The organism is Ulvibacterium sp. (assembly GCF_965248315.1).
Classification (GTDB): Bacteria; Bacteroidota; Bacteroidia; order Flavobacteriales; family Flavobacteriaceae; genus Ulvibacterium.
In genome coordinates, this window is sequence record NZ_CBDFIX010000002.1 from 2898663 (window position 1) to 2916256 (window position 17594).

The 17594-nt window shown below is 46.8% G+C and carries 7 protein-coding genes; 5 read left to right on the forward strand and 2 right to left on the reverse strand.

The features are described from left to right. The first annotated feature begins 45 nt into the window (after nt 1-45). Nucleotides 46-999 (forward strand): PhoH family protein, encoded by a 954-nt coding sequence (locus ACP2AF_RS14070; protein ID WP_425236790.1) that lies wholly within the window; start codon nt 46-48, stop codon nt 997-999. 7 nt (nt 1000-1006) lie between these two features. Then, nucleotides 1007-1960: a phosphoribosylaminoimidazolesuccinocarboxamide synthase gene (locus ACP2AF_RS14075; RefSeq protein WP_425236791.1), complete on the forward strand. Its 954-nt coding sequence runs from the start codon at nt 1007-1009 to the stop codon at nt 1958-1960. A 1-nt stretch (nt 1961) separates the two neighbouring features. Here the strand turns inward: ACP2AF_RS14075 and ACP2AF_RS14080 are convergent, their stop codons facing one another. Together ACP2AF_RS14080 and ACP2AF_RS14085 are read right to left on the reverse strand one after the other, a co-directional pair. After that, nucleotides 1962-2621, reverse strand: a complete 660-nt coding sequence (locus tag ACP2AF_RS14080) for a 3'-5' exonuclease (protein WP_425236792.1) — start codon at nt 2619-2621, stop codon at nt 1962-1964. Next, nucleotides 2621-4540 (reverse strand): DUF294 nucleotidyltransferase-like domain-containing protein, encoded by a 1920-nt coding sequence (locus ACP2AF_RS14085; protein WP_425236793.1) that lies wholly within the window; start codon nt 4538-4540, stop codon nt 2621-2623. The genes ACP2AF_RS14080 and ACP2AF_RS14085 overlap by 1 nt, the downstream gene beginning before the upstream one ends. Before the next feature lie 693 nt (nt 4541-5233). Between ACP2AF_RS14085 and ACP2AF_RS14090 the strand changes: the two genes are divergently transcribed. The 3 genes from ACP2AF_RS14090 (at nt 5234) to ACP2AF_RS14100 (ending at nt 17553) form a co-directional block, all read left to right on the forward strand. Next, nucleotides 5234-6460, forward strand: a complete 1227-nt coding sequence (locus tag ACP2AF_RS14090) for a LamG domain-containing protein (protein ID WP_425236794.1) — start codon at nt 5234-5236, stop codon at nt 6458-6460. Between the two features lie 16 nt (nt 6461-6476). Next, nucleotides 6477-9998 carry a hypothetical protein gene (locus ACP2AF_RS14095; RefSeq protein ID WP_425236795.1) on the forward strand — a complete coding sequence of 1174 codons (3522 nt, stop codon included), beginning with the start codon at nt 6477-6479 and terminating at the stop codon, nt 9996-9998. A gap of 139 nt (nt 9999-10137) precedes the next feature. Continuing rightward, entirely contained in the window at nt 10138-17553 is a 7416-nt protein-coding gene (locus tag ACP2AF_RS14100) for a DUF6443 domain-containing protein (protein WP_425236796.1), read from the forward strand. Nucleotides 17554-17594: the final 41 nt, after the last annotated feature.

Consider the following 17594-nt stretch of genomic DNA (forward strand, 5'->3'; position numbering starts at 1 on the left):
AAATTATAATTTTCCTACCCTTAATTCTTTAAACACCAATAATTTTTGAACGAACTTATCTTAGAACTTACCGAAATAAGCCCCAGAGAGTTTTTTGGGCGCCAAAATGAGAATATAGACATTTTAAAAAAGTATTTCCCACAGTTGAAAATTGTAGCTAGGGGCAATAAGATCAAGGTATACGGGGATGAAGAACGACTTGAGGAGTTTGATCGGCGCTTTGATATGCTGGCCACACACTTTGCGAAATACAACAAATTGGACGAGAACGTAATTGAAAGGGTGCTTACCAGCACCACAGAGGAAGATTATAGATCCTCCGATAAGAGTGGCGATGTACTGGTACATGGCGTAAGTGGAAGACTCATCAAGGCACAGACCGCAAATCAACGTAAACTGGTAGATGCGGTAAATGCAAACGATATGGTCTTTGCTATTGGCCCGGCGGGAACTGGAAAAACATATACCGGAGTAGCATTGGCCGTAAAGGCACTGAAGGAAAAGCAGGTAAAGCGTATTATATTAACGAGGCCTGCCGTGGAGGCCGGAGAAAATCTGGGCTTTCTACCTGGAGATCTTAAGGAAAAGCTAGATCCTTATATGCAACCTTTGTATGATGCCCTACGGGATATGATTCCTTCGGAAAAGTTGGCACATTATATTGAAAACGGCACCATACAAATTGCACCCATGGCCTTTATGCGCGGCCGTACCCTGGACCATGCATTCGTAATTCTCGATGAGGCCCAGAATACCACGCATGCCCAGATGAAAATGTTCTTGACCCGAATGGGTAAAAGTGCCAAGTTTTTGATTACTGGCGATCCGGGACAGATAGATTTGCCCCGAAGGGTGATTTCCGGTCTAAAGGAGGCCCTACTTATTCTTAAAAACGTAAAAGGGATAGAAATGATCTATCTGGACGATAAGGATGTTATCCGACATAAATTGGTCAAAAAAGTAATTGATGCCTACAAGAACATAGAACATCAAAATTAATAGGGATATGGGCAACACAATTACGACCACCAATTTCAATTTTCCACGTCAACAAAGTATCTACAAGGGAAAGGTCCGTGAGGTGTACGCACTGGAAGGGGACCTATTAATTATGGTGGCCACTGACCGACTTTCGGCCTTTGATGTAGTTATGCCCAAGGGCATTCCCTATAAAGGCCAAATCTTGAATCAGATAGCAACCAAAATGATGGAGGCCACGCAGGACATCGTTCCGAATTGGTTGTTGGCCAGTCCTGATCCGAATGTAGCTGTGGGCCACGCCTGTGAACCCTTTAAAGTTGAAATGGTTATTCGAGGTTATCTTTCAGGTCATGCGGCAAGGGAATACAAAAAAGGGAAGCGCGTCCTCTGCGGAGTGCCTATGCCTGAGGGTATGCAAGAAAACGACAAATTTCCGGAACCTATAATCACTCCGGCTACAAAGGCCGAAAAAGGAGATCACGATGAAGATATTTCCCGAGAGGATATCTTAAAACGGAGAATTGTTGGTGAAGAGGATTATTTGGTTCTTGAAAAATATACCAGGGCGTTGTTCCAGCGGGGTACTGAAATTGCAGCCGGAAGAGGACTTTTGTTGGTAGATACCAAATACGAATTTGGAAAGACCAAGGAAGGAGAAATCGTTCTGATCGATGAAATCCACACGCCGGACTCGTCGCGCTACTTTTATACTGAAGGATATCAAGAACGGCAGGATAGGGGAGAACCCCAAAAACAATTGTCCAAGGAATTTGTCCGCCAATGGTTGATACAGAATGGTTTTCAGGGATTGGAAGGGCAGGTCGTTCCTGAAATGACGGATGAATACATTCAAACAGTATCCGAGCGATATATTGAATTGTATGAAAATATTACGGGCGAGACTTTTGTAAAAGCGGATATAGAGAATATTCAGGAGCGGATAGAAAAAAATGTCTTGGAATACCTTAACAATCCTTAATCTATTTTAATAACCATTTTAAGGTTACCTCTCTTTTCTCCCGCAGTTTTGCCATTATTTTAAGAAAGGCGATAGCTGTGATATAAGCATCGCCCAAAGCTGTATGGCGATCCTTTTTTGAGATATTGAATTTATCGGCTAATTCGTCTAGGGTGTAGTTTTCCTGTTGCTGTAATAGATTGGATCGTAAACGTGTTTTTTTATATAAGGTAGCCGTATCTAAATAGCGGTTTTTTAAATCAGGTAAATCCAATCGCTGTAGGGCGGCATTGATCATATGTATATCGAACAGGGCATGATGGGCTATTATAACCGCATTTCCCAAAAATGCCAAAAACCTTTGTAATGCCTCTTCTTCCGGAATGGTATCATTTCTTCCCTCTTTACGGATACCATGTATTTTAACTGTTTCTTCGGAATAAACCTCTTGTTCCAGATAGGCCGAAAAACTATCGGCAAGGCTAATTTTTGCGTTTTGTAGTGTTAAGGCCCCAATGGATAGGATACGGTCTTTCGCATAATCAAAACCGGTAGTTTCAGTATCCAATACCACAAAGCGGACTTCCTGCAGATTTTCCGTTGGCTTTTTTTGGAACAAAGTTTCGTATTCCTTCCAGAACATAGGCAAATCGCTTCTTCTTTTTTTATTAAAAAGACCCATTACCCCAATAAATTAGATACCTTAAAGCGAACGGAAAGCAATTCCTGTACTTCCTTTATGGTCTTAAAAGTTCGTTTCAACTTTATCTTTTCTTCTTTGTTCAATTTTTCCAAGGCAATATACCTACCGGAGTCATGATGCAATAACCCTTGTTTTGTCCTAAACTTCAAAAGCGCCTTGGTCGCGTAGGAACAGGCCAAATAAAACTCTTTGTTTTTAGGTTCCAGTTCCGCTAATTTTTCATAACGTTCCCAAGTATTACTTATCGCTTTGACGGAATGGGACAAAATAAGCACCCGTGCTGCATCGATAAGGGGCATCAATGCCCTCCGTTTTAGATCGAAGAAATCCTTGTGTGCTCCGTCCTGTTCCACCAAAAATTGACGGAAAAACCCAGTCGGACTTGGGTTTTGCAATGCACCGCTAGCCAGATGCAGAAAGAAAATGGGATATTTTTCCATGCATTGGAAAATATGCTTGGATAGCTCATTTACTATTTCCTTATCCCCATAAGAAACATTGTAATCAAAAAATATAGAGGACATGAGCACTTCGTCCGGCCCTGGATTGATGATCCAGTGGGACACTTTATCTTTCCATTCCTGCTGGCTAAGGCACCATTTGGGGTTCGACGCCATCATTTCTGCGGGGCAGTAGTCGAAGCCAATTATCTTAAGGCCATGAGTAATATGTTTGGCTAGGGTCAAGAAATAATTGGTGACTTTGGGCAACTGGTTTTCCGCCACATCTTCAAAGAGTAGGGCGTTGTCCTGATCGGTGTGCAACAGTTGTTCGCTACGTCCCTGGCTGCCTATGGACAACCATGCAAATTTGGCTGGTGGCGGTTTTCTCATTTTCTTTAATGAGATGGCAATAACCTGTTTTATACAGGTGTCATTGAGTTCGGAAATTATTTTGGCTGTTAGTCCCATGGGAATATTTTGATCTAAATATCCCTGTAAAAGATGTTGAATACTTTTTCGTAGCGGCTTTATCTGTTTGTATTTGTTTGCGCGTTTGATCGCCTTCACCAATACGGCAGGATTGTCCCCTAGGGATACCATCACATCATGCTTGGAAAGAATACCTACGGCTTTGGTATGGGGCGTCCCATCACGGGTAAGCACCAAGTGACTGATATTGCTTTTCATCATGGCCATTTGGGCTTGGGTTACGGTCATTTTTCTGGGATAGGTAATCACGGGCCGGGACATTATTTTTGATGCAGGAGTGTTTATAGGAAAGAGGCCTGTAACAATTTTATTTCTCAAATCCTTGTCCGTAATAATGCCGATAGGTAGCTCATCTTCAATTACTAATATGGATCCGATCCTATGCTTGGTCATAGTTTCAGCTACTTGTTTCATGCTAGTATTGGCGGTACAACTCACCAATTTTTTGGAATAATTTACAGGTTGTAGGTCCAACAACTTTACCTCAGGGTTTATGCTTTGGGCATTTTCGTTCCCGTAGAGTTTTCCCCTATGTACTTTGGAGTAGGGGTTACGGGTATTGGACGCAAAGCTTTCGATAAGAAAATTTCCCACCTCCTCATTTTCCTTGGCATAGGGCTTAAATATGGCGATCGGGATGCCGTATAAGATGCTTTCCTCATGGGCCCGGGCCTCCAATTTGTAGTTTTCATGGGCCATTAGGGGCCGAAGACCAAAAACATCCCCCTCATCACAAATGTCCACAATTTCATTATTGGCAGTTTTTCGAAGGGCAACGGCCCCTTCATGGACGATATAAAAAAAATCATGGGGGGGTTCGTCCTCGGAAAAGACCAAACCACCTTTTTCATAATATACAATGTATACCTGTTGGGAGAGCGCATCCAATTGCGATTTTTCCAATGCATTGAAAGGGGGGAAGTTTTGGAGAAAATCGGCCACCCTTTCAGAGATGGTATTTTTCATACCGAAGTTTTACAGCTAAAGTTACTCCATGATCCGGAAAGAAAAGCAAAAAGACCACAAATTATGGTTTGGATGATATCAATGGATTTGGTGATGCGGCACAGAAAATATAAGAACAGACATTAGCATATGGTTTAATACGGGTAAGGTATAGAGTGTATTTCATCGAAATAATTCGACAATAATTCAGTTTGTAGAATAAAATCTACATTTATTACAATAAACCTTAGAAAACACAGTTAAATAGAGACGAAAAGAATCAAAACCATATATCAATTTAACTTATTTTCTATGAAAACTTCCCCCAGCCATATGGCTTCAAAAGCCATATTCAGATGTCTGTTTAGGCCAGACTTTTTTGTTCGACCATTCAGATGCTTTCCTATATGATTCCATAATTACTGATTGAAAAACTCATATAGTCAATCCCCCCAGGAGATGTTCTTCATCGGGATTACTGGGTGTCAATTACCATACCGGTTATGGTAAATGACCTCTCCGGTAAGAAAGGCTTTTTGGCCTAACAGGCTCAGGGGTAACGGCTTTGTGCGTTGCGTGAAACATGCCGATCCAGGACTAGGGCATAACCCTAAAAATGGAAATCGTGGGGTCCTATCCCCAACGGAAAAAATAATCAAGAAACATTCAGATAATACAATAAACCAAATGAAATCAATCGTAAAAATTATAAAAATGAAAAAGATAGACCTATTCACCATTTCATCCCTTGTCCTGTTGTTCCATGCGAGTTTAATGGCCCAGACCACGGAGTATTCCAGTTTCCTGAACGGTCTGGTTTCCGCATATGCGTTGGAAAGCACCACGGAAGTGACCGATGAATTGGGTGCCAACAACGGTAGCATAAACGGCGCAACCCTAGTGGAAGGCAATATAGGAAATGCCCTAAACTTTGAAGGTTCCCAGGCGACCATGGCGGTAATCCCCAGTTCCCCGAGCCTAGATCTTGATGGAACGGAGACGACCTTTATGGTAGATATTTATCCGACCGCCAATGGACAATCCAGGGTAAGTGTAATACTGCAGAAGGGATGGGGACACATCGGGGACAATGTTTACTCGGTATCCTATAACAGGGAAAATGAGATAAGGTTCAGGAACTATATCGATGGTGTCCGCAGGGATTTTACTAGTACAACGACCGCTCCCCTGAACACTTGGTCAAGGATCATCTGTGTCTGGAAATCAGGGGAGCAGAGAGTTATCCGGATAAATTCCGCGATCGATGTAGAGGAAACGATTTATACGGGCACACATAGTGTTAGCCCAAGTAAGGATGTCACCATTGGTTCCTATGATGTGCCCACCCCTTCCGAAACACGCAGTTTTGTGGGCAGGATTGATAATGTAATGATCTGGAACCGGGCCTTGACAACAGAGGAACAAGATATCCTGATAAACGAAAACCTGGGCTTCCCGGATTTTAATGTTGCCCCAGACCCAGATACGGATTCAGATTCGGATACGGAAACAGATTTGGATCAAGATCCGGACAGCGGTTTGGAATCCAGTGTTTGGTCTACCAATGGCGACACCGCTTATTACACGGGTGGAAATGTGGCCGTGGGCGTTGCTACTGTACCTGACGGCTACGAAATGGCCATAGAAGGTAAATTGATTACCGAAGAGGTCAAGGTGCAGCCCAGTGGTGACTGGCCCGATTATGTCCTTGCCAAAGGCTATGATCTACCCACTTTGGAAGAGGTGGAGAATTTCATCAAGAAAAAGGGCCATCTCATCCATATTCCTCCGGCAGCTGAGGTAGAGGCCAACGGCATCCAACTTGGTGAGATGAACAAGCTGCTCTTGGAGAAGATCGAGGAGCTGACACTTTATATACTGGAACAGGAGAAACGGATCTTAAGATTGGAACACATCGGTTCAATTCAACAAAAGAAATAAAAAAACGAGTAAAATCATGAACACCAGACCATTGCTTTATGTTGCGTTAATACTCGGTACCTTAGGGTTTTCCCAAGAACCGACAGAAGACGATTTCTATCAGGAAGAAGTCAATAAACTGGTAAAGGTACCCCTTTCCCCAGAAGCTGCGGCCTTTGCCCAGTACGGTAATACCCCGGTGAACCAGTATTCCGGTATTCCGGAAATAAGCATTCCCCTTCATGTTATTCCCGGTCGTGAGATGGATATTCCCATTTCCCTTACTTATGATGCCTCGGGTATAAAAGTGGAGGCTCTTTCCTCTTGGGTGGGACTCAACTGGAACCTGAACTTCGGAGGAAGAATTACCCGCATGGTCAACGGACTTCCGGACGATTATTTTGCCGGGGGCTCCTATAGTTCGATAAGCACCCCTGGTATATCCGACAAGATCAATAGCTATTCCCAAAATAACAATCGATTTCCCGATCAAGATGCCGCATTGGTGTATTTCAATTTTTTAAAGGATATCCAAATGAATTTTACGGACGCCGAACCGGATTACTATATGTTGAACGTACCGGGCATTAATGAGACCATAGTCGTGGACATAACGGATAACAACACCCCTAAAGTACTGAATAACCCGCGGATCAAGGTGGAAATGACCACAGGTTCGGGTACTGTAAAGCCCATAGAGAGTTGGAAGATTACGCATGAAGATGGCACCATATATCATTTTGAAGCCAAAGAGGACACGGAAGTCGTCGGGAACGATACCGAGAGTTCGGGTGCCATAAATTACCAGTATACCTCGTCCTGGCTCTTGACCCGAATAGAGTCTTCCAACAAAAAGGACAATTTTGTTTTTGACTACTCCGATAGTGGATATTGGGCCGATCCGCAACCGGCCTCTTCGGCGGTAACGGCCATTACCAAAATTGTGCCCACACAGAATTTTTATCGGAAGCCGAACCAGCAATTTGCTGGCAGTGCGCAATACAGAACATCCCAACAATTCCTGACCCGTATTTCCAATAATGGGAGTACTCTGGTTACCGTGACCTTAGGGAACCGTTTGGACGTAAACGAAGCACTGACCCAAACCCGATTGGAAAGCCTGAATTTCCGGGATTATCTGGGACAGCCCATAAGGAGTATCTATTTTGACAATCAGGATTACTTTAACTTGGATGGCCTTACCGTAAGTCCCAATGGTCCGCTACCCGAGGGTAAGGACAGAATGGACGTTCGCCTCAAATTGAACGGTTTCCAAATAAAGGGTACCGACGAAAAGACCTATCAAGCCTATAGTTTTGAATATGACCGACCGGACGACCTGCCCTCAAGGGATTCCAAAGGCATGGATAAGTTGGGCTACTACAATGGCGCGGATGGCGCGGATGGTAATCCTAAAAACTCGACTTTGTACCCCAAGTATTCCCTAGGTGACAACACGCTTGCCGGAGCCAATAGGGATTTCAGCCCCAATTATGCAAGGATCGGCCTGCTCAAAAAAATCAATTACCCTACGGGAGGGTTTACGGAGTTTGACTTTGAGTCGCACGATATCTATAAATCCAGCTCCAATACCGCTACAGTATACTTTTTTGGGTTGAATGTCAACAGCGATACCCAGGCCAATCCGGATTTATTTACCAACGGGGGATTTTGCCATGATCCGTTTGGGGTCTTTGATCCCAAAATCAAAATTGCGACCTTTGTTATTGAGGAATCCGGGGAATACGATATCAGTTTAGAAAACAATAACGCCAACAGTATTGCCTATATCCAGTATTTCGGTTCGGAATGTAGGATCAAGAACGGTGTGGAGGTTTGTCCGGAAAACCGCTATACCACGTATTGTGATTTCCATACGGTCGCAGGTTCAGCCCTTTTTAATTCGGAGCGCCATGGCACGAGTCTTACCACCCATCTCGACTCCGGGTCCTATGCCGCCATTGTGCTACTAGATCCCGGTAGCTCAGGGAATACGGATCTAAGGATCAGTCAAGAGGTAACTACCACTTTTTCCTCCAACCGGGAGGTTGGGGGTATTCGTATTGCACAAATACGGGACTACGCCGATGCTGGATCCGTGGCACGTATCAAAGACTATAGCTATCGTGTCGGTGGAAGAAGTACCGGTAAGGTCTCCTTTGAACCTAATCTGGTAAAGACCCAAGGCTTTAAGGATATTGATAACAATGATATAGCACAAATTCTTAGAACGGCAGGGTTTCCCAAGGGGGATGCACCTTATGTAACCTATGGTTCCGTTACGGAAAGGCTATTGGATGGGAACGGCAATTCCGAGGGACATACGACCTATGAATATTACGGTGGCCTAAGTGGTACCGTTCCAAGATCAAGCCCACCCTACGAAAACAGCTACTTCTCCAGTCTAAGTATCGGCAATCCTCAATATACCAAACGCTACAATAAGGATAATCATCTGGTCTCACAAACCGAGGTCCAATACTTTGAAGGACCGGAGCCTTCCGTTGGAGGGGCTACCGTGGCCAAGACCCGAGGCATTGCGGTCTATACGGATGCCAACGATTCGGATAAGGTAGTAGTCCTAAAACGAAGAACTGATCCGGATGGTACCGATTATGTGACCTACGATTATAGGAATTACTATTGCCCACCCTCAGGAGGCCGTTGTCTGGTACCCGTATTGACCGATCCAAATGACTTGGCCATTTTAAATGACTTCAGTACGTTGAGAATGCGTTTATGCGGGGCCGCAGGTACCTATGGAGGGGTCTCTCTGGTTGCCGAAACCGGCCGTTTTGGGGATTTGGCCAATGACCCCAAAGAAGTGTTGTCTGCCGAAACTACGGAATACGATTCCGAGGTAGAGTATCTACCCAGACGTATACGTCATACAAAGAGCAACGGTAAGACCTTTGAGACCACTAACTACTATCCCTTGGATGGTGTTGTTGCCGGATCCCAAGACCTATTGGACAAGAACAATAGACGCGAGATTGTACGGCAAGATGTCGTACGGGATCCGGATGCCACCACCCCGGTCCTTATCTCAAGACAATCTACGGATTTTGAAGCACTAAGTCCAGGTATTGTAGTGCCCACATTGATCAAGATAGGCAAGGGAAGCTCGGCCACTACACACCTGGAGGATCGGGTAGTATTGGATTACTATGCGGACGGTTCCTTGTTGGAGTCCCAAAAAGCCAATGGGACCAGCACCTTTTACCTATGGAACAACAGGGGCCAATATCCTTTGGCGAAAATTGAAAATGCCACACGCACAGAAATAGAGAATGCCTTGGGAATAAACGAATTAGAAGAATTTAGACCAAATACACAGACCCTTACCGAAGCGCAGGAGCAGAATTTACGGAACAAAATCCCCCATGCCATGGTTACTACCTATGAGTATAACCTACTTATTGGACTGATCAAGATGACCGACCCTAGGGGATACAGCACCTTCTTCGAGTATGATGCCTTGCAGCGATTAAAATTGGCCAAGGACCAGGAAGATCACATTCTTACGGACTACCAATACAAATACGCAACGGAACAATAGAACCTCTGTAGACCTCAATTTGTGGTACCATCAGCAGAATAAACCATTGTACGGACCCGGGATGAATACAGGCATTCCGGTCCAGGAGGTTTGCGTAAAACAAATGAAAATCAGTATACCCTAGTAAATATAACGAATTATGAAAAGGTCCCAACATCTTATAAAAACATTGAAATGCATCCTGATCATCTGTCTGGTCGGTTTTGCTAACAACATTGGAAATGCCCAAGGAGGCTGTTTTGGGGTTTCAGCTCCGCAAATGAGTTTTTCATCCAGCGGGGGCACTATTTCTAAAACCATTCAACATAACTGTTCCGGAGGAAGGTTTACCGTAGGCAGTAAACCCAATTGGCTAACGGTCTCCATTTCGGGATCTCGGGTAACGGCCACGGCGCCGGCCTATTCGGGAGCCGAAAGAAAAGGAAATATTGTGCTGTTGTACAACGGTTCCACATCAGGAGGTGTATCGGTGGTCCAAAATAAAGGGGTAAAGCCTCCGCCTCCGCCCCCGTGCAGCATTTCCGGTTTTACTGGGAGCACCTTCAGTGCAACGGGACAGACCAAAAACTATACGTTGTCCTACTCCAATTGTCCGTCCAATATTTATTTCACCTTCAAGCGCGTGGTCAACGGCCAGGAGCAAAATTTACCCAGCTGGATCCAGGTTTCGCAACCTTCCAGCGGGCGGGTGAGCGTTACTTTTTCCCGAAACTCTGGGACATCCAGTAGAAACGTCGTCCTGATCGGAAAGCGTCAGGACGGGGGGACACCTGGTATAGGAGGTACCTTTGTACAGCATTGTATTGAAAAGACCTGGTATGCGGACAGCGACAACGATGGCTTTCGAGATCCCGGGAGCACGCCCCAGAAGGACTGTGTCAATAGGGGTTCGGGGTGGACCCAAAATACAACGGTGGACGTATGTCCATCGGAATACAATGAACAAAATACGCTGAAAAACTGGTATCGGGATACAGACAATGATGGTTATCGCGACCCTGATGGCGAGATGCGCTCCCAATGTAACAAACCTACCAACGGACATTGGACCTTGAGCACCAAGAATGATCAATGTCCATCACAGCCCGGCCCTGGATCGGGGACCAACGGTTGCGATCCGGACTGTGCAAGCGGATACCTACGGGAGGACGGCACCAGTACAGGTCCACCGGCAAGCAACAACATTCCCGTGGAATTTTCCTTTTCGGAGGACGGGGGGACCGCCTGGGTGGAAATGGTCTTCCCCGATGGCAGTTGTGCCACTCCGTATAACCCCGTGTTCGAGGATGTGCCCGGATGGCTCACCTTGACCCCGGCATCGGGCAACAGGATAAAGATCGTATGTTCGGCCTACACCACCCGGGGCGGTGAAAGGCATACGCAGCCACCAGTACGGGTAGAGGTGATCAACAATGTCTTCATCGGTACTATTTCCGTGGCACAGGACGGCCCGCCCCTGCCCTGTACGGTTTCCGGGAACCTGGATGGTACCTTTGACGAAAACGGGGAGGAACTGACCTTTCCGTTGACCTATGACAACTGTTCCGAAGAAGCGACTTATGATATTAAAAGATCGGACGGCAGTGCCTTACCCGATTGGGCGACCGTCATCAAAGACGGACCGGACGAGATAACGATTCGGCTGGACCGAAACGACGAACAGTCGTCCAGGACCCTGACGGTGGTGGCCACAGGAATCAACGATTCCTCCCTTTCCGTAGGGGGACAACTTACGCAATCCTGCGACCTCCAGACATGGTACAAGGATAAGGACAATGATGGTTGGGCGGAGTTTGCCGTAGAGGCATGCAGCCAGCCCACGCCCACGGAATGGTACAAGCTGTTGGCGGACATAGAGGGTACCGGGGATTGTGACGATGACGATTCATCGATCAACCCGGGTACCACCTGGTACGAGGATACGGACGGGGACAATTACAAGGACCCAAATGGGGCAATACAATCCAGTTGTACCCCACCCGCTACGGGAAATTGGACCAATTCACCGGAATCCGTCGATGACCAATGTCCTAACCAATCTGCACCGGGGCCAGGAACCAATGGTTGCGATCCGGACTGTGCGAGCGGATACCTTCGGGAGGACGGCACCAGTACAGATCCACCGGCAAGCAACAACATTCCCGTGGAATTTTCCTTTTCGGAGGACGGTGGGACCGGCTGGGTGGAAATGGTCTTCCCGGACGGCAGTTGTACCAGCCCTTACAATCCCGTGTTTGAGGATGTCCCCGGATGGCTTACCTTGACCGTGGAATCGGGCAACAGGATAAAGCTGGTATGCTCGGCTTATACCACCGCAGGAGGAGAAAGGCGTACACAGCCACCGGTACGGGTAAAAGTGATCAACAACGTTTTCATCGGCAATATCTCAGTGGTACAAGACGGCCCGCCCGTGCCCTGTACGGTTTCCGGCAGTCTGGATGGTACCTTTGACGAAAACGGGGAGGAACTGACCTTTCCATTGACCTATAACAACTGCTCTGCACAAACGACCACTTATGATCTTAAAAGACCGGACGGTAGTGCCTTGCCAGACTGGGTGACGGTGGTAAAAGAAGGCCCGGACGAGATAACGATCCGGCTGGATAGAAACGACGAACAATCGTCCAGGACCCTAACGGTGGTGGCCAAAGCGATTACCGATTCCTCCCTATCCGTAGGGGGACAACTTACACAATCCTGCGACCTCCAGACATGGTACAAGGACAAGGACAACGATGGCTGGGCAGATTTTGCTGTTGAAACATGTAGCCGACCCACACCCGCGGAATGGTACAAGGTATTGGCGGACATAGAGGGGACCGGGGATTGTGATGATGACGACCCATTGGTCAACCCGGGTACCATTTGGTACGAGGATACGGATGGGGACAATTATAAAGATCCCAATGGAGAGGTAGTAGAGGCGTGTAGTCCGCCCGAAGGGAACTGGACCTCGGACCCACGTTCATTGGACGACCTATGCCTGGACCATGCCAACAGCACCGAGGGGAGCAATGGCTGTAATCTGGATTGTTTGCCCTTCTCGATAGATCCTGGTATTATTGAGTTCACCGACCAGGGGGGAACACAAACGGCTACTGTAAAAATAGGATGCACCTCGGGATACACCATAGAAGTACAGCCCACCAGTTATGACTGGCTCACGATCAACTTAAACGGTACTTCCCTGGAACTGGAATGCGATCCGGGTACCGAGGCCAAGGATATCACCATAAACCTAACGGTCAACGGAAATTCCGGAGGAGGATTGCGTGTAAAACGAAATCCGCCACCTCCGCCCCCTTCCTGTGAGGCAGACCCGATTTCCAACGTAGTTCTGGGAGCGTTTGCAGATTCCCAATCGGTAACGGTGACCTTTGTAGAACCTAGTAATTGTAGCGGCGCTATCTATCTTGGACATCCCTATGAAGAATCAGTCCCGCAATGGCTGAATATAGAACCTTCGGCCAACACCTTTACATTAAGTGCGGGAATTAACGATACCGGTACTACAAGGACCACGACCCTGGCCGTGTTTAGGGATGATGGAACGGGAACCGGCACCACCGTACCCGTTGGAGTATCCTTTAACATAACCCAAGCCAGTTGCCTTATGGAATGGTTCCTGGATGCCGATGGCGACGGACATGCCTCTGAACGGATGGATTCCTGTTACGATCCGGGAACGGGATGGACCGAGCGGCAGATGCCGGTAGACGATTGTGATGATACCGATCCGGAGATGTCGGGCGAGACCACATGGTATGAGGATGAGGATGGTGACGGATGGGGAGATCCCCTTAACTACATTACCCAATGTACCGTTCCAGTAGGTTATGTAAGCAACAATTCCGATCTCTGCCCTATGGTCCACGATACTTCCAACAACTGCAACGGTACAGGGAGCCCCGTAATAGCTGCGGATAACTATCTGTATACCCGAACCTACCAATCGGAAAGCTTAACGGCTTCGGACTTCTTTACGGAAAACGATGACCTCATACAGGACATCGCCTATTACGATGGTCTGGGCAGACCCGTACAGCAAATAGGTATAGACTATACCCCGGCCAAATATGATATCGTGACCCCGATAACCTATGACGACTACAGCCGGCAGCATAAGGAATACCTACCCTATGCGGTTACGGACAATGATTTGGGCACCTATCGCCCCGATGCCCTTTCCGGGACCCATACGTTTTATGATACGCCCAAATACCAAAATACGGCAAACCCCTATTCCGAAAAGGAATTTGAGCCATCCCCTTTAAACCGGGTCTTAAAACAGGCCGCCCCTGGGGAGGAGTGGAAGCTTATAAAAAATGCGGACGACCATAGCATCGAGTTTGCCTACCTGACCAATATCCAGGACCCGAACAACCCGGACGACCTGAACAACGACAACGTACGGCTGTTCCAGGTAGACCTAAGTGGTGGGGACGAAAACCCGGCACTGGCCGAAAATGGTTTTTATTCGGAAGGTGAACTCTATAAAAATATTACGAAGGATGAGAATCATGACACGGCAGACGGCAAATTGCACACCACAGAGGAGTACACGGACAAACAGGGCCGGGTAGTGTTGAAACGCAACTATGCGGACCTCTCCCCCCTAGGGGGAGACACAGAGGGGGCCCATGACACCTATTATGTCTATGACGATTATGGCAACCTTACCTATGTACTACCGCCCAAGATGGAGGCGAGTACGGCCAGCCTTACGGACATCAATACCCATCTGGCGGAACTGGGTTACCAGTATGTCTACGACCATCGCAATCGTTTGGTGGAGAAACGGATTCCCGGCAAGGGCGAGGAATATATCATCTACAACAAACTGGATCAGCCCATTATGACCCAGGATGCCAACCAAAGGGCGAAATCGCCGGATGAGTGGCTCTTTACCAAATACGATGGTCTTGGCAGGGTGGCCTATACGGGTATCGCTGTGGAAACCGGCGACTATTCCCGGGAACAGATCCAGGAAGAGGTAGATGCCTTTACCGATCCTCTATGGGTGATCCAAAGCGAGGAAGAGGTCACTTTTGGCGGTACGGATATCTATTATAACAACGGGGCCTACCCGAACAATACCGCCATCCCAGATGACCCTATGGTGGTCCTGGACGAGGTATTGACGATCCATTATTACGATACCTATGTGGATGGGCCGTCGTCCGCTCCCGCTTCGGAAACACCATTGGGTTCCGATTCCGAGACGACCCATAGCGATGCGCTACAGGGCCTTCCCACGGTTGCCCGGGTAAAGGTTCTGGACGTTCCGGGTCCCAATGTCTGGATCAATACCCAGACCTATTATGATGCCAAGGGCAGGGTAATCCAGACCTATTCCCACAATGCCTATCTGGAAACGATAGATATTGTGGAGACCCAGTTGGATTTCATTGGCAAGCCTATAAAGGTGAGGACCAGCCATACGCGCAACGGTATGACTATCGTTACGATAGACAATTTTAGCTATGACCATAACGGCCGCCTTCTGGCCCAGACCCAGTGCATCGGGGACGGAACCCTTGGAGAGGCCTGTCCTACCACTGGCAATTTGGATGAGGATCTGCTCTGGGACGGACTGGGTACCATCAACTCCGATACCGGGGCCACCCATAGTATTACGGTAAGGAACGCGGACATTGTACCGGGCACCGGGGGTACCACTTTACGTATTGTGGACGATGGCGGGCAGGAACTCATCGTATACAACAATTATGATGAACTGGGCCAATTGGCCCATAAGAAAGTAGGTGGGACGCCTGGTAGCGATTATAGCACGAGCCAAGAACTCCAGGAGGTGGACTATAAATACAATGTAAGGGGATGGTTAACGGATATCAACGATATTTCCGATGCGGTTCCGGACAAATTGTTTAACTTTAAGCTAAGTTACGATCAATCCCCCGATCCATTGTACAACGGTAATATCTCACAGACCCAGTGGCGTACCGCCAATACGGACAATACCTTAAAGTCCTATGGCTATACCTATGATGCCCTGAACCGGATAACCAGTGCCCTGGACAACTCCGGCAATTATGATGTAAGCCATATCACTTATGACAAGATGGGGAACATTCTTACCCTAAAGAGGAACGGATGGCAGGACGAAGAGGGTACCATAGCTTACCCCGATATGGACATCCTGGATTACGATTATGGTCCGGGGAACAAGTTGACCAAGGTAAGCGACATGGGCAATGTTGCCTATGGTTTTCGTGACGGTACCAATACCGATGACGACTATGCATATGATGCCAACGGCAATATGACCCGTGACCTGAACAAAGGTATCGGAACCTCAAGTACCGATGGCATCACCTACAACCATCTGAACCTGCCTACGGGTATAGAGATCGGCGGAGGCGGAGGAAACGGTACCATAGACTACATTTATGATGCCACGGGCCTAAAACTAAAAAAGCAGTTAAGCAACGGCAACAGTACGGAATATGCCGGCAACTATATCTATGAAGGTGGTAATTTAGTTCAGTTCTTCCATCTCGAGGGGTACGTTGAACCCGATGGTTCGGGAGGGTACTCATACATCTACCAGTACATTGACCATCTCGGAAATGTGAGGCTTTCTTACAGCGATCTTGACAACAATGGTTCCATTGATGCTGGGTCTGAGATACTCCAAGAAAGGAACTACTACCCCTTTGGATTGGAGCATAAAGGTAACAATAATATGATACAGGGAGTCGAAAGCAATTATAAACAGTTCCAAGGTCAGGAATGGACGGAAGACTTGGGACTGAACATACATGAATGGAAGTACCGTGTGAGCGACCCTACCATAGGACGATTCTGGCAGATTGACCCATTAGCAGAGGATTATAGTTATCAATCTCCTTATAACTTTTCCGAGAATAGGGTAATCGATTCCGCTGAACTTGAAGGTCTGGAAAGGATATTTGCGGCAGATGGGAAGTTTATCGATCAAGCCGGAGACAGTCAAGAAATCAGAGTGTTGAATAATAGGGCTGGAGATGTTCAAGGTCTTATAGGAATTGTAAATAACCCAGATTCGTCGCCCGAAGACGTAGAAGTTGCACAAAAAACACTCAATAGCGTTAGTCACCATGGATTTGAATCAATGGATGAAGCAGCTGGTAATTTTGCTTTTAACTACAATGTGGCTTCTATTGAAGCTGACAAGGAATTTGGAGCTGTACTCAACACGGTAACCTTATCAAATGAAGACGGAAATAATATAGAAGGTACTAATAACAATACTGTTGTAGTACGAGGTCCAAAAGTGGAAGGTGCCGAAGATAAAGTTGGGACTAATGTTATAAAAGCTGCTAAAGATGCTGGTACGCCAGGTGTATTGTCAGGTCTGGTACATACCCATGGTAATGAATCAAACGACTTTTCCAGAGGTGGTGATATGGGTGGATTACTTCGCGCTACAGATGAGTCAACATCTAGAAGTTATAACATCCCTGTCTACATGTCAAATAAGCGAGGACAATTAAAAGTCTTGGATGTTAATAGAGGACGTGATGAAACATTACCAAAGAGAGTTCCAAAGTGAATTAAAGATTAACTTAAAACTAGAATGAATGTGTCGTACAT